Annotated in this window: 20 protein-coding genes, 4 tRNA genes and 1 pseudogene; 12 read left to right on the top strand and 13 right to left on the bottom strand. The window is 66.3% G+C overall.

Annotated elements, in window-relative coordinates:
• The 5 genes and pseudogenes from BFF94_RS14430 to BFF94_RS14410 form a co-directional block, all read right to left on the bottom strand.
• Positions 1 to 194, bottom strand: a pseudogene (locus BFF94_RS14430) (IS3 family transposase); the annotation flags it as partial.
• A 101-nt stretch (positions 195 to 295) separates the two neighbouring features.
• Positions 296 to 382 (bottom strand) — tRNA-Leu (locus tag BFF94_RS14425).
• Positions 383 to 634: 252 nt separating this feature from the next.
• A tRNA-Leu gene (locus BFF94_RS14420) sits at positions 635 to 721 on the bottom strand.
• A gap of 109 nt (positions 722 to 830) precedes the next feature.
• Positions 831 to 1,820 (bottom strand): aliphatic sulfonate ABC transporter substrate-binding protein, encoded by a 990-nt coding sequence (locus tag BFF94_RS14415; protein WP_128843472.1) that lies wholly within the window; start codon positions 1,818 to 1,820, stop codon positions 831 to 833.
• 215 nt (positions 1,821 to 2,035) lie between these two features.
• Positions 2,036 to 2,122 (bottom strand) — tRNA-Leu (locus tag BFF94_RS14410).
• A 250-nt stretch (positions 2,123 to 2,372) separates the two neighbouring features.
• Here BFF94_RS14410 and rnr point away from each other — a divergent pair.
• From rnr to BFF94_RS14380, 6 genes are all read left to right on the top strand, one after another.
• Positions 2,373 to 4,862 (top strand): ribonuclease R, encoded by a 2,490-nt coding sequence (gene rnr, locus BFF94_RS14405; protein ID WP_128843473.1) that lies wholly within the window; start codon positions 2,373 to 2,375, stop codon positions 4,860 to 4,862.
• Between the two features lie 148 nt (positions 4,863 to 5,010).
• The gene (rlmB, locus tag BFF94_RS14400) at positions 5,011 to 5,754 is read left to right on the top strand and encodes a 23S rRNA (guanosine(2251)-2'-O)-methyltransferase RlmB (protein ID WP_219139480.1); all 744 of its coding nucleotides are present in this window, start codon (positions 5,011 to 5,013) and stop codon (positions 5,752 to 5,754) included.
• A gap of 101 nt (positions 5,755 to 5,855) precedes the next feature.
• Positions 5,856 to 6,728, top strand: coding sequence for an N-acetylmuramoyl-L-alanine amidase (locus BFF94_RS14395; RefSeq protein ID WP_128843474.1), 873 nt, complete (start codon positions 5,856 to 5,858; stop codon positions 6,726 to 6,728).
• Between the two features lie 91 nt (positions 6,729 to 6,819).
• Positions 6,820 to 7,515 (top strand): ribose-5-phosphate isomerase RpiA, encoded by a 696-nt coding sequence (gene rpiA, locus BFF94_RS14390; protein ID WP_219139479.1) that lies wholly within the window; start codon positions 6,820 to 6,822, stop codon positions 7,513 to 7,515.
• Between the two features lie 280 nt (positions 7,516 to 7,795).
• Positions 7,796 to 8,512, top strand: coding sequence for a FadR/GntR family transcriptional regulator (locus BFF94_RS14385; RefSeq protein WP_128843475.1), 717 nt, complete (start codon positions 7,796 to 7,798; stop codon positions 8,510 to 8,512).
• A 101-nt stretch (positions 8,513 to 8,613) separates the two neighbouring features.
• Positions 8,614 to 9,600, top strand: coding sequence for a Gfo/Idh/MocA family protein (locus BFF94_RS14380; protein WP_219139478.1), 987 nt, complete (start codon positions 8,614 to 8,616; stop codon positions 9,598 to 9,600).
• A 49-nt stretch (positions 9,601 to 9,649) separates the two neighbouring features.
• Here the strand turns inward: BFF94_RS14380 and BFF94_RS14375 are convergent, their stop codons facing one another.
• The 7 genes from BFF94_RS14375 to BFF94_RS14345 all read right to left on the bottom strand — a co-directional run bounded on the left by BFF94_RS14375 (position 9,650) and on the right by BFF94_RS14345 (position 14,945).
• Positions 9,650 to 10,342, bottom strand: coding sequence for an amino acid ABC transporter permease (locus tag BFF94_RS14375; protein WP_128843476.1), 693 nt, complete (start codon positions 10,340 to 10,342; stop codon positions 9,650 to 9,652).
• 122 nt (positions 10,343 to 10,464) lie between these two features.
• Positions 10,465 to 11,256, bottom strand: a complete 792-nt coding sequence (locus BFF94_RS14370) for a cystine ABC transporter substrate-binding protein (RefSeq protein WP_128843477.1) — start codon at positions 11,254 to 11,256, stop codon at positions 10,465 to 10,467.
• A gap of 102 nt (positions 11,257 to 11,358) precedes the next feature.
• Positions 11,359 to 12,396, bottom strand: coding sequence for a quinone-dependent dihydroorotate dehydrogenase (locus BFF94_RS14365; RefSeq protein WP_128843478.1), 1,038 nt, complete (start codon positions 12,394 to 12,396; stop codon positions 11,359 to 11,361).
• A 102-nt stretch (positions 12,397 to 12,498) separates the two neighbouring features.
• Positions 12,499 to 13,329: an arginyltransferase gene (locus BFF94_RS14360; protein WP_128843479.1), complete on the bottom strand. Its 831-nt coding sequence runs from the start codon at positions 13,327 to 13,329 to the stop codon at positions 12,499 to 12,501.
• Between the two features lie 34 nt (positions 13,330 to 13,363).
• A complete protein-coding gene (gene aat, locus BFF94_RS14355) occupies positions 13,364 to 14,128 on the bottom strand; it encodes a leucyl/phenylalanyl-tRNA--protein transferase (RefSeq protein ID WP_128843480.1) in 765 nt (254 codons plus the stop codon).
• Positions 14,129 to 14,138: 10 nt separating this feature from the next.
• Positions 14,139 to 14,684 (bottom strand): NUDIX hydrolase, encoded by a 546-nt coding sequence (locus BFF94_RS14350; protein ID WP_128843481.1) that lies wholly within the window; start codon positions 14,682 to 14,684, stop codon positions 14,139 to 14,141.
• Positions 14,685 to 14,868: 184 nt separating this feature from the next.
• Positions 14,869 to 14,945 (bottom strand) — tRNA-Met (locus BFF94_RS14345).
• 198 nt (positions 14,946 to 15,143) lie between these two features.
• Here BFF94_RS14345 and BFF94_RS14340 point away from each other — a divergent pair.
• The 3 genes from BFF94_RS14340 to BFF94_RS14330 are packed head-to-tail and all read left to right on the top strand — an operon-like array spanning position 15,144 to position 17,169.
• Positions 15,144 to 15,641 carry a heme-degrading domain-containing protein gene (locus BFF94_RS14340; RefSeq protein ID WP_128843482.1) on the top strand — a complete coding sequence of 166 codons (498 nt, stop codon included), beginning with the start codon at positions 15,144 to 15,146 and terminating at the stop codon, positions 15,639 to 15,641.
• A gap of 3 nt (positions 15,642 to 15,644) precedes the next feature.
• Entirely contained in the window at positions 15,645 to 15,983 is a 339-nt protein-coding gene (locus BFF94_RS14335) for a DMT family transporter (protein WP_128843483.1), read from the top strand.
• 31 nt (positions 15,984 to 16,014) lie between these two features.
• Positions 16,015 to 17,169, top strand: coding sequence for an enoyl-CoA hydratase/isomerase family protein (locus BFF94_RS14330; protein ID WP_128843484.1), 1,155 nt, complete (start codon positions 16,015 to 16,017; stop codon positions 17,167 to 17,169).
• A 122-nt stretch (positions 17,170 to 17,291) separates the two neighbouring features.
• Here the strand turns inward: BFF94_RS14330 and BFF94_RS14325 are convergent, their stop codons facing one another.
• Positions 17,292 to 17,720, bottom strand: a complete 429-nt coding sequence (locus BFF94_RS14325) for a hypothetical protein (RefSeq protein WP_128843485.1) — start codon at positions 17,718 to 17,720, stop codon at positions 17,292 to 17,294.
• A gap of 341 nt (positions 17,721 to 18,061) precedes the next feature.
• Between BFF94_RS14325 and ssuD the strand changes: the two genes are divergently transcribed.
• The 3 genes from ssuD to BFF94_RS14310 are packed head-to-tail and all read left to right on the top strand — an operon-like array spanning position 18,062 to position 21,008.
• Entirely contained in the window at positions 18,062 to 19,219 is a 1,158-nt protein-coding gene (ssuD, locus tag BFF94_RS14320) for an FMNH2-dependent alkanesulfonate monooxygenase (RefSeq protein WP_128843486.1), read from the top strand.
• Positions 19,220 to 19,236: 17 nt separating this feature from the next.
• Entirely contained in the window at positions 19,237 to 20,049 is an 813-nt protein-coding gene (gene ssuC / locus BFF94_RS14315) for an aliphatic sulfonate ABC transporter permease SsuC (RefSeq protein WP_128843487.1), read from the top strand.
• Positions 20,046 to 21,008 (top strand): ATP-binding cassette domain-containing protein, encoded by a 963-nt coding sequence (locus tag BFF94_RS14310; protein ID WP_219139477.1) that lies wholly within the window; start codon positions 20,046 to 20,048, stop codon positions 21,006 to 21,008. The genes ssuC and BFF94_RS14310 overlap by 4 nt, the downstream gene beginning before the upstream one ends.
• The last annotated feature ends 18 nt before the right edge of the window (positions 21,009 to 21,026 follow it).

The raw sequence follows: 21,026 nt of genomic DNA, 5'->3' as shown, positions 1-21,026 counted from the left end.
GCACGCCCGGATGGATCGGCCCAATCCTGCAAGCCGTGCTTACGTAACCATACCAGTACGGTCGAGCGTCCCTGAATTCCGTAGCGTCGCTGCGCCTCTATGTACGTCAGCTCGCCTTTTTCGACCTGCGTCACCACCGACAGCTTAAAAGCCAGACTGTAGTCCCGCTGGGTCCGCTTGATCCCTTGCTCCACTTGGCACCTCTTCGTTTCGGCGAAAAAGTGTCAACCTATTTCAGGACGGGTCACGGAAATGAAAAAAGGTCGGCTAAAAGCCGACCTTTTTAGAAAACAGATGGTGCCCAGGAGAGGACTCGAACCTCCACGATGTTGCCACCGCTAGGACCTGAACCTAGTGCGTCTACCAATTCCGCCACCTGGGCACGTTTCGCTTGCTGCGATGCGAAGACCGCTATTCTAGCGTGTCTTCGCAGGCTGTCAACATAATTTGAGGTCGCGAACGAAAATAATTTGTCGGACTTGCCGTGGGATGTCGGGCAGGGTGCGCGCACTCGCGGCGCGCCAACGTGCATGCATCGTCGAACAGGCGATTCCGTTGCGCGTACGGCGCGTATCGATTTCTGGGGCGGAAATGAAAAAAGGCCGGCTAGAAGCCGACCTTTTTAGAAAACAGATGGTGCCCAGGAGAGGACTCGAACCTCCACGATGTTGCCACCGCTAGGACCTGAACCTAGTGCGTCTACCAATTCCGCCACCTGGGCACATTTCGCTTGCTGCGATGCGAAGACCGCTATTCTAGCGTGTCGACGGAGTCTGTCAACACAATTTCATCCAAGGCGATAAGAATATTGCCCCTTGCGCGGCGGACGCTCACGCGCCGACCGGATCCGCGCGTTTCGCCGTGAAATTCCAGCGCTGCGCCTGGCTCGTATCGACGCGGGCCGGCAGCAGTCCGGCCGCGAGGAATGTGTCGGCGATCTTCTGCTGTTCGCCGAAGTTTTGCGCGACCACGGCGCGGACGAGGTAGCTTCGTCGCGTGTTCGCGCGCGCGATCGTCGCTGCGTCGAGCCCCCAGATCGGCGCGAGCGTGTTCGCGGCCTCCTGCGGGTGGCCGCGCAGCCACGTGCCGGCCTGCGACAATTGGTCGAACAGGATCTGGACGACATCGGGACGCGCGGCGGCGAAACTGCTCGATGCGAGGTAGTAGCGCTGATATGACGCGAGCCCGTTGCCGTCGGCCAGAATCCGCACGTCGGGATTCCGGTCGACCGACGCGACATAGGGATCCCACGTGATCCAGGTGTCCACGCTGTCGCGCTCGAACGCCGCGCGGCCGTCCGCGGGCGTCAGGTAGTGGATCGCCACATCGGCGGGCGCGAGCTTCACGCGTGCGAGCGCGGCCAGCAGCAGGTAATGGCTGCCGGCCGCCTTCGTGACCGCGATGCGCTTGCCCTTGAGGTCGGAGAGCGTGCGCAGCGCGCTGTCCTGCTTGACGACGATCGCCTGTGCCTTCGGTGAAGGCGCTTCCTGCGCGACATACACGAAACGTGCATGCGCGGCCTGCGCGAAGACCGGCACCGTGTCGGCCACGTCGGCGCTGAAGTCGACGGCGCCGACGTTGAGCGCTTCGGTCAGCGGCAATCCGCTCGCGAATTCATGCCATGACACGCGCAGGCCGAGCGGCGTCAGCGCCTGCTCGAGCGTGCTGCGCGTCTTGAGCAGCGTGATGAGCGTCGACGACTTCTGGTAACCGATGCGCAGCGCGGCGGGCGCATTCTCGGCGTGCGCGCGGACGCCTGCGGCAGTGAGGCCTGCGGCCAGCATCGCGCGCGCGAACGCGCGGCGGTTCATCGACGTCATGGGTCGTGTTCCTCGTTGGATTCGTTGAAAGCACGGCGGGTAACGTACCAACGGGGAGGGCGATTGATAACCGATAAATTCTGCTATCGATCGGAACGGCCGACATAAGGGGAGCGGCCGACATAAGAGCCGATGGGGCCGATGACTGGCGCTCGAGAGGCGAGCGCCGGAAATGAAAAAAGGCCGGCTAAAAGCCGACCTTTTTAGAAAACAGATGGTGCCCAGGAGAGGACTCGAACCTCCACGATGTTGCCACCGCTAGGACCTGAACCTAGTGCGTCTACCAATTCCGCCACCTGGGCACGTTTTGCAGTAGCTGCTTGCTGCAAAGAAGCGAAATTATAGCGCCCCAATTATTCGTGTCAACACTTTTTTGCGGCGCATCGCAAACCGGTCACCGTCGTGCCCGCACGCGGCATTCCCCGTTTTTTGCCGACACAGGCGGGTGATAGAATGACCCGCCGCCGTCAATATAGAACTGTCTGACGGACACCTCTATGTTGATGCCGAGCACCATCAGTCAACGCAACGAGAACAATCATCGACAAACCCTTGAGCAAATATCCGTACCCCATTCCGAGCCGTGAAGAAATTCTCGGCGTGCTGCGTACGAGCGACGCGTCGCTGGCCGCCAACGACATCGCCGAAGCACTGTCGATCAAGCGTCAGGAGCGCGAAGGGTTCTTCCGGCGTGTCGCCGCGATGGAGCGCGACGGCCAGATCCGCCTCGACAAGCGCGGCCACTACCAGTTGACCCATCCGTCGAACTTCGTCGCCGGGCGCGTGCAGGGGCATCGCGACGGCTACGGGTTCGTGATCCGCGACGACGGCCAGGACGACCTGTTCTTGCCGAACGGCGAAATGCAGAAGGTGATGCATAACGATCGCGTGCTCGCGCGGATCGTCGGCTACGACCGCCGCGGCCGCCCGGAAGGGCATGTCGTCGAAGTCACCGAGCGCGCGAACAAGCGCGTGATCGGCCGCCTGCTCAACGAGAACGGCGCGCTGATCGTCGCGCCGGAAGACAAGCGCATCGGCCACGACATCCTGATCACGCAGAACGTGAAGAAGGCGAAGGTCGGACAGGTGGTGGTGGTCGAACTGACCGATTTCCCGAGCCGTCATTCGCAGCCGCTCGGCCGTGTCGTCGAAGTGCTCGGCGACATCGACGATCCGGGCATGGAAATCGAAATCGCGGTGCGCAAGTACGGCGTGCCGCATGAATTCAGCCAGCCGGCGCTCAACGAAGCCGCCGCGCTGCCCGACAAGGTGCTGCCGGCCGACCTGCGTTTCCGCGTCGACCTGCGCGACGTGCCGCTCGTGACGATCGACGGCGAGGACGCCCGCGATTTCGACGACGCCGTCTACTGCGAACCGGTCAAGGTCGGTCGCGGCGACGGCTTCCGGCTGATCGTCGCGATCGCCGACGTGTCGCACTACGTACATCCGGGCAACGGGCTCGATGCCGACGCGCTCGAACGCAGCACGTCGGTGTATTTTCCGCGCCGCGTGATCCCGATGCTGCCGGAAAAATTGTCGAACGGCCTGTGCTCGCTGAATCCGCAGGTCGACCGCTGCGTGCTCGCCTGCGACATGGTGATCACCTCGCGCGGCGAGATCAAGGCGTACCAGTTCTATCCGGCCGTGATCCATTCGGCCGCGCGTCTCACGTACACCGAAGTCGCGGCCGTGCTGTCGAACACGAAGGGGCCGGAGGCCGCGCGCCGCGCGGACCTGCTGCCTCACCTGCAGGACCTGTACGGCGTCTACAAGTCGCTGTTCGCCGCACGGCAGAAGCGCGGCGCGATCGACTTCGACACGACCGAGACCTACATCGTCTGCAACTCGCAGGGCAAGATCGAGCAGATCGTGCCGCGCCAGCGCAACGATGCGCACAAGCTGATCGAGGAATGCATGCTGGCCGCGAACGTCTGCGCGGCCGATTTCCTGAAGCGCAACAAGCATCCGGGCCTGTACCGCGTGCACGCGGGGCCGACGCCGGAGAAGCTCGAGAACCTGCGCGCGTTCCTGCGCGGCATGGGCCTGTCGCTCGGCGGCGGCGAGAAGCCGCATGCGAGCGACTACGCAGCGCTGATGGCGCAGATTCGCGACCGGCCCGATGCGCAGATGCTGCAGCCGATGCTGCTGCGCTCGATGCAGCAGGCGGTCTACAGCCCGGACAACATCGGTCACTTCGGTCTCGCATACGAGGCGTACGCGCACTTCACGAGCCCGATTCGCCGCTATCCCGACCTGCTCACGCACCGCGCGATCTACGCGATCCTGTCCGGCAAGAAGTACGCGCCGAAGGCGCCGGACGGTTTCGAGCTGAACACCGCGCTGTCGCCGCGCGCCCGCGCGATGCAGCAGGCGGACGACGAAACGCGCGGCCGCTCGCGCCCGAACACGGCGATCTGGGAAGAGCTCGGCCTGCACTGCTCGGCGAACGAGCGCCGTGCGGACGAAGCGTCGCGTGACGTCGAGGCATGGCTCAAGTGCTACTTCATGCGCGACAAGCTCGGCGAGGAGTACGGCGGGATGGTGAACGGCGTCACGTCGTTCGGCATCTTCGTCCAGCTCGACACGCTCTTCATCGAAGGGCTCGTGCACGTCACGGAACTCGGCTCGGACTACTTCCAGTACGACGAGATCAAGAACGAGCTGCGCGGCGAACGGACGGGCATCCGCTATCGCCTGTCGGATCGCGTGCGCGTGCAGGTGAGCCGCGTCGATCTCGACGCGCGCAAGATCGATTTCCGCCTCGTGCGCGATACGCCGGTGAAGGCGCCGCGCCCGTCGCCCGCGCCGGCTGTCGCAGGCCCCGGTATCGATCGCAACGGCCCGCGCGTCCGCGCGCTGCCGCAGGCGGAGGAACTCGCGCCGCACCGCAAGAAGGCCGCGAGCGCACCGAGCGTCGCGGTGAAGGAGGCGCGCGCCGCACGTGCTGCCGCGAAGAAGAAGAGCGGTAGTGGCGGTGGTGGTAGTGGTGCGGTGGCGAAGCCGACGACCGCGAAGAAGGCTCGCCCCCGCAAGAAGTATTGAGCGTTCGGGGCGGCGCAAGCGCCCGCCCTGCAGTATCGAGAGACGCCGCGTCACCGGCCATCGGCCGGCAACGCGGCGCTTTCCTTTTCCATGGATCGCGGCTGCGCGCGTCGCGCGGCCGCACGTTTGATCGAAGGTTGTTCCAGTCATGTCACGTCTGAAGGTTCTTTACGGTTTTCATGCGGTGACCGCACGTTTGCGGCACGATGCATCGACGGTTGCGGAGGTGCTGTACGACCAGACGCGCCGTGACCGCCGCATGCAGGACTTCCTGCACACCGCGAAGGAAGCGGGCGTGCGGCTGATCGCGGCCGACGAAACGCGCCTGTGGGGCCTCGCCCATACCGAGCGCCACCAGGGCGTGGTCGCGCGCGTCGAGGACGTCCCGCTCGCGCAGAACCTGTCCGAGCTGCTCGACGGCATCCAGGGCCCCGCGCTGCTGCTCGTGCTCGACGGCGTCACCGATCCGCACAATCTCGGCGCGTGCCTGCGGGTCGCCGATTCGGCCGGCGCGCACGCGGTGATCGCGCCGCGCGACCGTGCGGTCGGCCTGAACGCGACCGCGGCCAAGGTGGCGAGCGGCGCGGCCGATACGGTGCCGTACATCACGGTGACGAACCTCGCCCGCGCGCTGCGCGAGCTGAAGGAAGCCGGCGTGTGGATCATCGGCACGTCGGACGAAGCGTCGTCGACGCTCTACGAAACGAAGCTCGACGGCCCCGTCGCGCTCGTGATGGGCGCGGAAGGCGAAGGCATGCGCCGGCTGACGCGCGACACCTGCGACAACGTGATGAGCATCCCGATGGCCGGCAGCGTGGAAAGCCTGAACGTGTCGGTCGCAAGCGGCGTGTGCCTGTACGAAGCCGTACGCCAGCGGCGCGTGAAGGGCTGACGCAGCCGGTCCCGCGCAACATGCGTGGGTCTGCCTGGCATGAATCGAACGACGCGTGCCGCGATGGCGTGCGGCACGCGGTTCCCCGGAACCCGCGACCGATGACTCTGTTTCGTCCTGGCGCAGCCTGTGCCGTGCTATGCCTGCTGGCTGCCTGCACGTCGTCGCCGCTCGTCGAACGCGGCACTTACTACGCCGATGCGAGCCTGCACGCGCGCGGCGCCGATTCGCGGATCCGCTTTCTCGTGATGCATTACACCGAAAGCGACGAAGCGAAATCGCTGCGCACGCTGACAGGCGATTCGGTCAGCGTGCATTACGTCGTGCCGCCGCAGCCGCGCACCGAACACGGGATGCCCGTCGTCTACCAGCTCGTTCCGGAAGCGGAGCGTGCATGGCACGCGGGCGTCAGCGAGTGGCAGGGCACGACCGAGCTGAACGCGGCGTCGATCGGCATCGAGAACGTGAACCGCGGACCGCTCGATCCGCAGCATCGCACCTGGCAGCCGTATCCGCCCGAACAGGGCGACGCGCTGACCCGCCTGTCGAAGGACATCGTCGCGCGCTACGGGATTGCGCCGACGCGCGTGGTCGGGCACAGCGACATCGCGCCGCAACGCAAGATCGATCCGGGGCCGTTGTTTCCGTGGCATGCGCTGGCACAGGCCGGTGTCGGCGCATGGCCGGACGACGCCGCCGTGGCCGCGCGGCTCGGCAGCCGCGATCCGCATGCGCCGGCCGACGTGCGCGAACTGCAGATCAAGCTCGCGCGTTACGGCTACGAGGTGCCGACCGACGGCGTGCTCGACGCACGCACGCGGCGCGTGTTCGCGGCGTTCCAGATGCATTTCCGGCCGTCCGACTATGCGGGCGATCCGGACGCCGAAACCGACGCGATCGCGCAGGCGTTGCTCGACAAGTACTTCGCCGGCACGCAACCGGCGGACAATGCGCCCGCGGCGGGCCCGCCCTGAACCCGCGACATACCGCGCGCCGAAAAACGCGTGCCGTCATCCGAGTCCGGTAAACTGGCGGTTTTCCGCAATCCCGCAGCATGACCACTCCATGACTCAAGACGAACTCAAACGCCTCGTCGGCCAGGCCGCCGCCGATTACGTGATCCAGAACGTGCCGGAAGGCGCCGTGATCGGCGTCGGCACCGGCTCGACCGCCAACTGCTTCATCGACGCGCTCGCCGTCGTCAAGTCACGCTATCGCGGCGCCGTGTCGAGCTCCGTCGCCACGACCGAACGCCTGAAATCGCATGGCATCAAGGTGTTCGACCTGAACGAGGTCGACGCGCTGCAGGTGTACGTCGACGGCGCCGACGAGATCGACGCGAGCGGCGCGATGATCAAGGGCGGCGGCGGCGCGCTGACGCGCGAGAAGATCGTCGCGTCGGTGGCCGACACGTTCGTCTGCATCGCCGACGCCAGCAAGCGCGTGCCGGTGCTCGGCGCGTTCCCGCTGCCGATCGAGGTCGTACCGATGGCGCGCACGGCGATCGGCCGGCGCGTGACCGCGCTCGGCGGCGTGCCCGTGCTGCGCGTGACCGGGGACGGCGCACCGTACATCACCGACAACGGCAACGAGATCATTGACGTGAAGGGGCTGCAGATTGCCGATCCGCGCGGCTTCGAAGCGCAGGTGAACGCATGGCCGGGTGTCGTGACGGTCGGCCTGTTTGCGGGGCGCGGCGCGAATCTGTGCTTGCTCGGTACGGAAAACGGCGTCGAAACGATCGTTTATCCGGCTGGTTGAATTTGAATGAGAAGCAGTCCGTAACGGCGCGGTATCGGCCGTGATGGATTGGATGTTTAAATCTTGTGGAAATCGGGGTCCGGCAGGCGCGGCGCGCTTCCCGGGCCTTTTTTGTAGCCGTATAAATCACCCCGTCAAAAAGAGGGATAACCCTGTCAGGTGTTTACCAGATAGCGAAATATCCTCGAACTCATCAACTTATAGATCATAAGAACAGTAGTAACCAGGGCCGGCGGAACTGCGGAGCAGGTGTTCGCAAATCGACGCACGGGGAGGTGTCATGGAGCAGGGCAAAGACCGGTCACTGGTCGCCAAAGTGATGGATGGGCTTGTCTCGGGTATCGTCGAAGACAAGTACGGCGGCATTTTGCCGCCACAGGATGTGCTGTCGAAAGAGTTCGACGTGAGTCGCACCGTGATGCGGGAAGCGTTGTCGATGTTGCTTGCGCGCGACATGCTCGACGTGCGCCCGAAAGTCGGCACGCGGGTGCGACCGATGCGCGATTGGCGCATGATCGACGAAGACGTGGTGAGCTGGCGATTTCGGGCGAAACCCGATCCGCAGTTCATGCGCGACGTCATCGAATTCCGGATGCTGATCGAACCACGTGCGACCGCGCAGGCGGCGGTGCGTGCGACGGCGGCCGACATCGCGGGCATCCGCGAAGCGTTCGATGCGTTCAAGGTGCTGCGGCCGGGAGACCCCGGCTACGACACGGCGGACGAGTTGCTGCACACGCGTATCGTCCAGGCGAGCGGCAACCAGTTCTTCCAGCAGATGGCGGCGATCGTGCGCGGTGCGGTGCGTCTCGTGAACCCGCGCGTCGTGCAGAAGGAAGGGGCGCACGATATCGCGGTGAAGGCGCATGCGCGTGTCGTCGATGCGATCGAGCGGCGCGATCCGCGCGAAGCCGAAGCGGCTTCGCTCGCGCTGATCGATTTCAGCGCGGACGAGATCTCGCGCGATTTCTCCGTCGACGTGCCCGTGCGCGCCTGACGTGGCTCGTGTCGCTCATCCGTGTGTCGGCGAGCCGTTTATCATGACGGTCTGCCGGCAGCGTGCCGGCCGCCGTCATACGACCGACACGGAAGATCAGGATGAACGACAACGACCATCGCCCGGTGCGCTTCGGCATCGTCGGCGCGGGCAGCATTGCGCGCCGCTTCGCGCAAAGCCTCGCGCACGTGCCGGGCGCCACGCTCGCCGGTGCCTGGGCCCGCCGCGCCGACGCCGCGGCAGCCTTTTGCGGGACTTGCGGCGGCACGCCTGCCGCGAGCCTCGAAGCGCTCCTCGCGAGCGATATCGACGCGGTCTACATCGCGACGCTCCATGACAGTCACGCGCAGTACACGCTGGCCGCGCTTGCCGCCGGCAAGGCCGTGCTGTGCGAAAAGCCCGCGACGCTGAACGCGGCGCAACTCGACACCGTGCTGCAAGCGGCACGCGACGCCGGGCGGTTGTTCATGGAAGCGATGAAGCCGCCGTTCTTTCCGCTGTACCGTCAGTTGCGTGCGCACCTGCATGACGATCCGATCGGCGAGATCCGGCTCGTGCGCGCGGGGTGTGCGTCGTCGTCGGTACCGGACGACCATCCCGTCTACCGCCTCGATCGTGCGGGCGGCGCGCTGCTCGACATCGGGATCTACGAGGCGTTTCTCGCGGTCGACTGGCTTGGTGCGGCGCTCGACGTGCAGACGCTCGGCCGCGTCGGTGCGACGGGTGTCGACCTGTTCGCGAGCCTGAACAGCCTGCACGCGAACGGCGGGATCGCGCAGCTCTTTTGCGGGCTCGATGTGATGGGGCGCGGCGACGCCCTGATCGCCGCGGCCGGCGGCCACGTGACGATTCACGAGAAGTGGTGGAACCCGGTGCGCGCGACGATCCGCTATGCGGACGGGCGCACGGTTGAACTCGACGCGCCGGCCGACGGCGGCGGGCTGAACTACGAGACCGCGCATTTCTGCGACCTGCTGCGTGCGGGCGAAACCGAAAGCCCGATCATGACGCACGACCATTCGCGGCAGATGATCGCGATGACCGATGCGGCGCGCGCCGTGCTCGGCGTGCGCTATTCGGGCGAGTAGGCGGAAACGAGAGGGCGCCGGGCACGCGTGCCCGGCAGGGCGCGTGCGCTCAGTGCCGCGACGGCAGCGACAGGCGCTTTTCGTACCAGCGCTGCACCCATTCGAGGATCTGGCACAGGATCCAGTACACGGCCGCGGCGGCGAGATAGAGCGGCAGCGGCTGATAGGTCGCCGCGATCACTTCCTGCGCGCTGCGCAGCAGTTCGGTCACGGTGATCACGGACACGAGCGACGTGTCCTTGATCAGGCTGATCAGGCTGTTCGACAGGCTCGGCACCGCGATGCGCAGCGCCTGCGGGCCGATCACGTAGCGCAGCGTCTGTCCCCACGACAGCCCGAGGCTGTACGCGGCGAGCCATTGGCCGCGGGCGATCCCGTTGATCGCGCCGCGCATGCTTTCGGACATGTAAGCCGCGACGTTCGCGGACAGCGCGATGACGCCGGCCGGCGTCGGGTCGAGCGAGATGCCGAGGCTCGGCAGCCCGTAATAGATGACGAAGATCTGCACGAGCAGCGGCGTGCCGCGCATCAGGCTCACGTACGCGCGTGCAAGCCACGCGAGCGCGTTGATCCAGATGCGCTCGAAGCCTTGGAGTGCTTCGCTCTGCCGGATGCCCATCATCGCGAGCACGACGGCACCAAGCAGGCCGAACACCATCGACAGAACGGCGAACTTGACGGTCAGTACGGCGCCCTGGGCGAGCACCGGCAGCGATTGGACGAGCAGGGACGTTGTCGACATGGAATACGAATCGAATGCTTGCGCGAAAGCGCAATCATAAACCGGACGAATAAAACAAAGGGCGGCATCGCTGCGGATGCCACCCTTTCCGGCCCGCCGTCAGGCGGGAAATGCAGGCGTGCTTACTTGATCGGTTTCGTCACGTCGATGCCGAACCACTTGTCCGATATCTTCGTGAACGTGCCGTCGGCTTCGAGCTGCACCATCGCGTCGTCGATCGCCTTCTGGAACTTCGGGTTGCCCTTCTTGAACGGGATGCCCGACGGGTTCGCCGAGCCGACGTTCGAGCCCGGGCGCAGCGGCAGCTGCGAATTCTTCGTCAGGTAGGCGAGCATCAGGCGGTCGTTGAGCGCTGCGTCGAGGCGGCCGGCCGCGAGATCGCGCAGGTACTCGGGTGCGCCCGGGTACGTCTTCACGTCGATGCCGGGCACCGACTTCGCCATGTCCATGTAGTTCGTGCCGAGCGCGACGCCGAGCTTCTTGCCTTTCAGGTCTTCCAGCGACTTGAACTCGCGCGTGTCGTCCTTGCGCTGGATCAGTTGCGCGGACGAGTACGTGTACGCCGGCGAGAAGTCGAGCGTTTCCTTGCGCTTGTCGGTGATGCCGACCTGGTTGGCGATCACGTCGAACTTGCCGGCCTGCAGGCCCGCGATGATGCCGCTCCACTCGGTCGTCACGAACTCGGCCTTCACGCCGAGCTTCGCGGCGACGGCCTTCGCGACGTCGACGTCGAAGCCGACGAGCTCGCCTTGCGGGTTCTTCGAGTTGAACGGCGGGAACGTGCCTTCGAGGCCGATCCGCAGCGTGCCGCGTTGTTTGACCTGGTCGAGGAGGTCGGCCGCATGCGCGGTGGCGGCGAACGACGTGCCGATCAGGCCGGCAACCAGCAACTTCTTCAGCAGCGAAAATTTCATCGTGTGAGCTTCCTTGCCCCGGCGGGGCGCTTGATTCTGACAATAGAGTCGATGATAGTGAAAACGCAATCGAACTCTAAATATTGTTTGTTTATGCCTATATTACGCGGCGCGCTCGCTGGCGACGGCCTTCACGCATTCGGCGACGAGCGCGGGGCCGCGGTAGATGAAGCCCGTATAGAGCTGGACGAGCGCCGCGCCGGCCGCGAGTTTCGCGCGGGCGTCCTCGCCCGAGAAAATGCCGCCGACGCCGATGATCGGCACGTCGCTGCCGACTTCGGCGTGCAGCTTGCGGATCACTTCGTTCGACGCGTCGAACACCGGGCGGCCCGACAGGCCGCCGGCTTCGTCCGCATGCGGCAGGCCCTGGACGGCCGCGCGCGACAGCGTCGTGTTGGTGGCGATCACCGCTTCGATCTTGTGGCGCAGCAGCGTGTCGGCGATTTCCTTGACCTGTTCGTCGTCGAGATCGGGCGCGATCTTCAGTGCGAGCGGCACGAGCTTGCCGTGCAGGTCGGCGAGGCGCTGCTGCTTGTCCTTCAGCGCCGCGAGCAGCGCGTCGAGCTCGCCCGCGCCTTGCAGCTGGCGCAGGTTCTTCGTATTCGGCGACGAGATGTTGATCGTCACGTAGCTCGCGAACGGATACACGCGCTCGAGGCAGTAGAGATAGTCTTCAGCGGCGCGCTCGATCGGCGTATCGGCGTTCTTGCCGATGTTCAGGCCAAGGATGCCGCGATAGCGGGCGGCCTGGACGTTCTTCACGAACTGGTCGACGCCGTGGTTGTTGAAGCCCATCCGGTTGATCAGCGCGTCAGCCTGCGGCAGGCGGAACATCCGCGGACGCGGGTTGCCGGGCTGCGGGCGCGGCGTGACCGTGCCGACCTCGATGAAGCCGAAGCCGAGCGCCGCGAGGCCGTCGATGGCCGCACCGTCCTTGTCGAGGCCGGCCGCAAGGCCGACCGGGTTGCGGAACGTGAGCCCCATCACGGTGCGCGGCGCGTCGGGCACGCGGGCCGACAGCGCACAGGCGAGGCCCGTGCGGCCGGCCGCGCCGAGCGCGCGCAGCGTGAGGTGGTGAGCGTCTTCCGCATCCATCTTGAACAGGGATGCGCGGGCCAGCGGATAAAGGGAACTGAACACGGGAATTGGGCGGACGGACAGCCGGAATGAATGACAACCCGGTATTTTACCGGGAGTTGCGCGGCAGGGGCGCGCTTTGCTTCGTAGCCCCCGCAGCGTGTGTCAGTCCGAGCCGGAATGCCCGCCGGGCAGCGGCGCGCGGGCCAGCGCCGCATCGACGGGCGGCAGGTCGATCCGTTCCGGATCGAGTATCTTCCAGCGGCCGTCGATCAGCCCTTCGAGCGGGTGGAAGTTCGCCTTGTAAGCCATCTTCGGGCTCTCGCGGATCCAGTAGCCGAGGTACACGTACGGCAGGCCGAGGCTCTTCGCCTGCTCGATCTGCCACAGGATGTTGTAGGTGCCGTAGCTCGTGTGCCGATCGTCGGGCTCGAAGAACGTGTAGACGGACGACAGCCCGTCGCCGAGGATGTCGATCATGCTGATCATGCGCAGCTTGCCGGGCTCGCCGCCCGGTGCGTCGAGATCGCGGAATTCGACGAGGCGCGAGTTGATCCGGCTCTGCAGCAGGAACTGCTCGTACTGGTCGCGGCTGTCGCGATCCATGCCGCCGCCTGCGTGGCGGGCGGACTGGTAACGCATGTAGAGCGCGTAGTGCTCTTCGTCATAGTGCAGCGGCGAAACCGTCGCGACGAGCGTGCGATGCCGCTTCCACATCCTGCGCTGCGTGCGCGACGGCTCGAACGCGTCGACGGGCACGCGCACCGGCACGCACGCGCGGCAGCCGTCGCAGTACGGCCGATACGTGAACACGCCGGAGCGGCGGAAGCCGGCCTTCACGAGTTCGGTGTAGATGTCGGAGTTGATCAGGTGGCTCGGCGTCGCGACCTGCGAGCGCGCGATGCGGCCGTCCAGATAACTGCACGGATAGGGCGCCGTTGCATAGAATTGCAGCGCCGAAAGCGGTGAAAGCGGCAGCTCAGTCGGGTGAGTCATGGGCAGCTCTCGATGCAGGGAGGGAGTACCGCCGCTAGCGCTCGATCCCGGAGGGGGCCGCCGTTTCGCCGGGGCCCGTCAGCGCGGCGAGCGCGCGCTTGTCGAACTGCCACGGAATCGGCGGTTCGGCTACCGCGCTGCGCACGTGAGCGACAAAGGCCTTGCGTGCGATCTCGCGGCCGCCGAGCGACGCTAGATGCGACGTATTCTGCTGGCAGTCTATCATCTCCAGCCCGTGCTCGCGAAGGTGCGCGATGAGCGTGGCCAGCGCGATTTTCGATGCGTCGGTCACGTCCGCATACATCGACTCGCCGAAAAACATCCGTCCGAACGATACGCCGTACAAGCCGCCGACGCGGCGTCCGTCGTGCCACGTCTCGATGCTGTGCGCGTTGCCGGAGCGGTAGAGCGACGTGTACGCGTCGATGATCTCGGCCGTGATCCATGTGCCGCGCTGCCCGCGGCGCGGCGCCTGCGCGCAGGCGCGCATCACGCCCGCAAAGTCGTGGTCGACGCGCACTTCCCATCCGGGCTCGCGCAGCACGCGCTTCAGCGTCTTGCGCAGTGAAGGCGACACCTTGAATTCGGCCGGCGCGAGGATCATGCGCGGGTCGGGGCTCCACCACAGCACGGGCTGGCCGTCCGAGTACCACGGGAAGATGCCGCGCAGGTACGCGTCGATGAGGCGTGACGGCAGCAGGTCGGCGCTCGCGGCGAGCAGCCCGGGCGCGCCGGTCGCGGGACCGAGCGCACGCTCGATGGGCGGAAACGGATCGTCCGGGCCGAGCCAGGGGACCATGGGCGCGGGCTCAGCCGTTGCGCAGCGAGCGGAAGATATCGCCGGTGTGCACGCCGTAGTCGCCCGCGGCGCGATCGGCGAAGAAGAATCGCAGGGTCTGGCTGACGGTCGGGAACGCGATCTCGTCCCACGGGATGTCGGCTTCGTCGAACAGCTTCACTTCGAGGCTTTCCTCGCCGGCTTCGTACGCCGGATCGACGAGCCGCGCGAGGTAGAACAGGTGAACCTGGTGTACATGCGGCACGTTGAGCAGCGTGAACAGGTTCTGCACCTCGACGCGCGCGCCGGCTTCCTCGAGCGTTTCGCGCGCGGCGGCTTCCGCCGTCGTCTCGCCCATTTCCATGAAGCCCGCCGGCAGCGTCCAGAATCCGTAGCGCGGCTCGATTGCGCGGCGGCACAGCAGGATCTGATCGCCCCATACCGGGACCGTGCCGACGACGTTGCGCGGATTCTGGTAATGGATCGTGCCGCAGTGATCGCAAATGAAGCGCTCGCGGTTGTCGCCCGGAGGAATGCGCGCGATGACTTCGTGACCGCAGACGGAGCAGAATTTCATGTCGAGTGGAAGGGACGAGGTGATGCGAGTGTATCACCGGGGCGGGGCATTCTTGAACGGCCGCGCATGCGTGCGGCGTGCCGCGCGAAGCGGGGCGCTCGCTTGCGGGAAGAGGGCGCGGGATCGTGCGCGGAAAACAAAAAGCCCGGCGCAGGGCCGGGCTTTTTGCGTAATTCTGGACGTTTGGTTGCGGGGGTAGGATTTGAACCTACGACCTTCGGGTTATGAGCCCGACGAGCTGCCAGACTGCTCCACCCCGCGTCCGTCGAAGAAATGAATTATAGGGGGTAACCAGAATGCGTGCAACTACTTTCTGACAATCGCGTTGCAATCGCTTGTGGGGCCGGTACGTGGAGCACGTGCGCTAGAATCGAGCGGTTTGTGTCGTCATCCCGGCAGCGGGGCCATGCACGATCGCATTGGCGCCGTTGCGACTCTCAATACTGCATCGACGGATTCATGGACATCGCTCACGATCTGCAATCGATCGGCGCGCAGGAACAGGCGCTCGTGTTTCCCCATTTCGACGCGACCCGCGCATGGGCGCTCGGCAACCGGATGCATGCGCTCGCGACGTCGCGCGGCCATGCGATCGCGATCGACATTGTCACGTTCGGCCAGCCGCTGTTCTATGCGGCGCTCGCCGGCGCGACACCCGACAACGCCGACTGGGTGCGCCGCAAGCGCAACGTCGTCGCGCATTTCCGCCGCAGCTCGTATGCAATCGGCCTGCGCATGCAGCAGGCCGGCGCGACGCTGGCGGACAAGCACGGGCTGCCGATCGCCGAGTATGCGCCGCACGGCGGCGCGTTTCCGCTGACCGTTGCCGGCGCCGGCGTGATCGGCTCGATCACCGCGTCCGGGCTGCCGCAGCGCGCGGATCACGAATTCGTCGTCGAGGCGCTGTGTGCCGAACTCGGCCAGGACTACGCCGTGCTGGCCCTTGCAAGGAGCTGAGCGATGCAGCTTCCTGGTTACGCATGGCTCGCGATCGCGATCGTCGCGGAAGTGATCGGCACGTCCGCGCTGCGCGCGGCGGACGGCTTCACGCGCTTCTGGCCGTCGTCGCTCGTCGTCGTCGGTTACGGCATCGCGTTCTACTGCCTGTCGCTCACGTTGCGCACGATGCCTGTCGGCATCATCTATGCAGTCTGGTCGGGCGCCGGCATCGTGCTGATCACGCTCGTCGCGATGCTGCTCTATCGTCAGGTGCCGGATCTGCCGGCGGTGATCGGCCTCGGGCTGATCATCGCCGGCGTCGTGGTGCTGAACCTGTTTTCGAAGATGCAGGCGCACTGAGCGTGCGACTGCCATTTGCCGGATGGCCCTCATGACCGATTCCACTTCCGCCGCCGTTTCCGCCGAATCCACCCAGCCCGACGTACGCGCGTATGTCGCGAACCGCATCGGCTTTCTTGAACTGAACCGGCCGAAAGCGCTGAACGCGCTGTCGGTCGGCATGATCCGGCTGATGCAGCAGGCGCTCGACACGTGGCGCGACGATCCCGAGGTCGTCGCGGTCGTCGTGCACAGCCCGCATCCGCGCGCCTTCTGCGCGGGCGGCGACGTGCGCTTCTTCCACGACGCGTGGCAGCGCGGCGACCGCGATGCGGTCGACACGTTCTTCATCGAGGAGTACACGCTGAACCATGCGATCTTCACCTATCCGAAGCCTTACATCGCGCTGATGCACGGCGTCGTGATGGGCGGCGGCATGGGTATTTCGCAGGCGGCGCGGCATACGGGCGGCCTGCGCGTCGTGACCGACTCGACGAAGATGGCGATGCCCGAAACGCGCATCGGCCTGTTCCCGGACGTCGGGATGAGCTGGTTTCTTGCGCGCACGCCCGGCGCGCTCGGCCGCTATCTCGCCGTGACCGGCGCGCCGCTCGACGCGGCCGGCGCGCTGTACGCGCAACTCGCCGACGTGTATCTGCCCGATGCCGCGCTGCCGGCGCTGCTCGACACATTGCGCCACGCGCGCATCGATAGCGGCGCGCAGGCCGTCGCCTGCGTGGCCGACGCGGCTGCCGCGCACAAGGTCGTGCCGACGCCCGACACGTCGGCGCTTGCCGATGCGCGAGCGGGGATCGACCGGCATTTCGCGCAGCCGGACATCGGCGCGATCCTTGCGTCGCTCGACACCGAGCAGGATTGCGCGGCCGTCGACGGATGGGTGGAGAAGGCGACCCACGCGATGCGCGAACAGTTGTCGCCGCTGTCGATGGCCGTGTCGCTGGAAGTCGTCGAACGCGCACGCGGCGCGACGATGGCCGATTGCCTGCGGCGCGATCTCGATCTCACGCGCTCGACGTTCGCGCGCGGCGACGTGATCGAAGGCGTGCGCGCGCTGATCGTCGACAAGGATCACCAGCCGGCCTGGCGCTTCAAGTCGGCCGCCGACATCGATCGCGCAGACGTGCTCGCGATGTTCGACAGCCCGTGGACGCCCGACACGCATCCGCTGCGGAATCTGCGGGACTGACGTCGGCCGGGCCGGGTAACGCGCGATACCGAAACGAAAAAGCCGCCTGCATGTGCAGGCGGCTTTTTCGTTGATGAGCGTCGATTCGACCGCGGTCGAACGATGGGGAGGCAGGACTCGCGTTACTCGTCGCCCGCGTCGTCCGACATGAACGCGCGCATGAACACGAGCGCACCGAAGCCCCACACCGCATTCGCCGCGAAGCCGGCCGCGAGCACGGGCATCATGTTGCCGGTCGGCCAGATGCCGCGCAGCGGATCGATTGCGAACACGCGGGCGGCCGTCAGCACGATGCCGCCGAACACCAGCGCGCCGATCCACGATGCCTCGCGTTCCGGCGAGACGCGCAACAACCACGCCATCGGGATTGCGCAGCACGCGCTGATCAGCGCATTCGCGACAAATTCAGGAATGCCGAGCGGCGCGAACGGCTGCGTGGAGAAGCCGGTTGCGGCGATCAGGTCAGCCGTGTGAAGGAGTGCGAGCGTGGCTTCGCGGAAGAACAGGGCGGCCAGGAAGCCGGACAGGAATGGCAGGATGACTTTCTGCATCGATGAGTGCACCGCAGGCGCGCACGGCCGGGGCCGTACGCGCGGAGTTATTCGGATAGGTGCGTCATTATAGGGCCCGGCCGCCGCGATATTCGCTCCAGCGTCATGCTAATCACGAAAGCGGAAAACCTAAGCTCAAAAAAATCGTTCCAAAGCCCTGCACCGATCCCTAGACTGATTTCCCAGAAACAGCCGTGCAATCGCGTCCTCGCCCGTTGCACGGCCTGACCGGCGAGCCATCCCGATTCGAACGCACACCATGCATGCGTCGCTCATTCGCGACGCGAGCAGGGCGATGTCTTTTTCAAATTTCGGCAGTGACAGTCAAGCAGGAGCAGCAGATGAATGTGTTCTGGTTTATCCCCACGCATGGCGACAGCCGCTATCTCGGCACGGCCGAGGGTGCGCGCGCCGCGGATTACGACTATTTCAAGCAGGTCGCCGTGGCGGCCGACACGCTCGGCTACGACGGCGTGCTGCTGCCGACCGGCCGTTCCTGCGAGGATGCGTGGGTCGTCGCGTCGAGCCTCATCCCGGCGACGCAGCGGCTGAAGTTCCTGGTCGCCGTGCGTCCCGGTATCGCTTCGCCGGGGCTGGCGGCGCGAATGGCCGCGACGTTCGACCGCCTGTCGGGCGGCCGCCTGCTGATCAACGTCGTGACGGGTGGCGACGCGGCCGAGCTCGAAGGCGACGGCCTCTTTGCCGATCACGACACGCGCTACGAGATTACCGACGATTTCCTGAACATCTGGCGCGGGCTGCTTGCCGCGTCGCACGACAACGGCGGCTTCGACTACATCGGCAAGCACCTGCAGTCGAAGGGCGGCAAGGCGCTGTATCCGCCCGTGCAGCGTCCGCATCCGCCGCTGTGGTTCGGCGGTTCGTCACCGGCCGCGCATTCGATCGCGGCCGATCACATCGACACCTACCTGACCTGGGGCGAGCCGCCCGAGGCTGTCGCGAAGAAGATTGCGGACATCCGGGCCCGCGCCGACGCGCGCGGCCGCAAGATCAAGTTCGGCATCCGCCTGCACGTGATCGTGCGCGAGACCGAGGACGAAGCATGGCGTGACGCCGAGCGGCTGATCAGCCGTCTCGACGACGACACGATCGCGCGTGCGCAGAAGGCATTCGCGAACATGGATTCGGAAGGCCAGCGCCGGATGGCCGCGCTGCACGGCGGCAAGCGCGGCGGCCGCGACGCGCTCGAGGTGTATCCGAACCTGTGGGCAGGCGTCGGCCTCGTGCGCGGCGGTGCAGGCACGGCGCTCGTCGGCAATCCCGAGCAGGTTGCGGAACGCATGCGCGAATACGCGGATCTCGGCATCGAGACGTTCATCCTGTCCGGCTACCCGCACCTCGAGGAGTCGTATCGCTTCGCCGAACTCGTGTTCCCGCTGATCAAGGGCAAGGGCGCGGAGAAAGCGACCGGCCCGCTGTCGGGGCCGTTCGGCGAGATCGTCGGCAACAGCTATCTGCCGAAGGCGAGCCAGAGCTGAGCGAGGGGAGGCCTGCGATGACAACGAAAACATCGACGACGGGCGCAGCCGTGGCTGCCCGTGCATGGCGCGCCGTCGCGCCGTGGCTCGTGCCGCTCGCGCTGCTGGTTGCATGGGAGGTCGGCGCACGCACCGGCTGGCTGTCGACCCGCGTGCTGCCCGAGCCGGTTGCAGTCGTGCGCGCGGCCTGGTCGCTGGTGGCGTCGGGCGAGATGTGGGCGAACGTGAAGGTCAGCACGTGGCGCGCGCTGTTCGGCTTTGTGATCGGCGGCGGCGTCGGCCTTGCGCTGGGGCTCGCGACCGGCCTGTCGAAGGCCGCCGAGGTCGCGCTCGATTCGACGATCCAGATGATCCGCAACATCCCGGCGCTCGCGATGATCCCGCTCGTGATCCTGTGGTTCGGCATCGACGAGAAGGCGAAGCTGTTCCTCGTCGCGCTCGGCGTGTTCTTCCCGGTCTACATCAACACGTATCACGGGATCCGCTCGGTCGACGCGAACCTGATCGAGATGGCGAAGAGCTACGGCGTGCGCGGCTTTGCACTGTACCGCGACGTGATCCTGCCCGGAGCGCTGCCGTCGATCCTCGTCGGCGTGCGTTTCGCGCTCGGGCTGATGTGGGTGATGCTGATCGTCGCGGAGACGATCTCCGCGCAGTCGGGCATCGGCTACATGACGATGAACGCGCGTGAATTCCTGCAAACCGACGTGGTGGTGGTCGGCATCCTGCTGTACGCGGTGCTCGGCAAGCTGGCCGATGTGCTGGCGAAATGGCTCGAGCGCGTGACGCTGCGCTGGCACCCCGCTTACCAATCAGGAGCAAAGGCATGAATGCGACGACTTCGGCGGCCGCCTACGGCCTGCTAGCCGGCGCAGATCTCGAGGCCGAGCTTGCGCAGGCACGCGTCGCGGACGGCAACGCGCGAGACGCGGCGATCCTCGATCGTGACGGCAGCGCATCGGTCGTGCCGCTCGCGCGGCGGCGCGCGGGAAGTCCGGCACCCGACGACGCGGTGACGCTGTCGGGCGTCAGCAAGCGCTTCGGCGCGCGCACGGTGCTCGACAACGTCGAACTCGGCATCGCGCGCGGCAGCTTCGTCGCGATCGTCGGCCGCAGCGGCTGCGGGAAATCGACGCTGCTGCGTCTTGTCGCGGGACTCGAGCAGCCGAGCAGCGGCGCGCTCGTGACGCGCGGCGACGGCGGCGGCGCGCTCGACACGCGGATCATGTACCAGGATGCGCGCCTGCTGCCGTGGAAGACCGTGCTGCAGAACGTGATGCTGGGCCTCGGGCGCGGCGCGCGCGACCAGGCGCGCGCGGTGCTCGATGAAGTCGGCCTGCTGGAACGTGCGAACGACTGGCCCGCGCAACTGTCGGGCGGCCAGCGGCAGCGCGTTGCACTGGCCCGCGCGCTCGTGCACCGGCCGCAACTGCTGCTGCTCGACGAGCCGCTTGGCGCGCTCGACGCGCTGACCCGCATCGAGATGCATGCGCTGATCGAACGGTTGTGGCGCGAGCATCGGTTCACGGCGTTGCTCGTCACGCACGACGTGCAGGAGGCCGTCGCGCTCGGCGACCGCATCCTGCTCATCGAGCAGGGACGCGTGGCGCTCGATCAGTCCGTGCCGCTCGACCGGCCGCGTGCCCGCGCATCGGCGGCGTTTGCGGCGCTCGAGGATCGCGTGCTGAAACGCGTGCTCGCCGGCGGCCCCGGCGCGGACGATCCGGGCGAGGTGCATGAAGAAGCGAGCAACGTACGACCGGTCGGGCAGATCCGCTGGGCCGTTTAAATCCGGGCGGCACCCGCC

The organism is Burkholderia catarinensis (genome assembly GCF_001883705.2).
Taxonomy (GTDB): domain Bacteria; phylum Pseudomonadota; class Gammaproteobacteria; order Burkholderiales; family Burkholderiaceae; genus Burkholderia; species Burkholderia catarinensis.
This window is presented reverse-complemented; position numbering and strand designations above follow the sequence as displayed.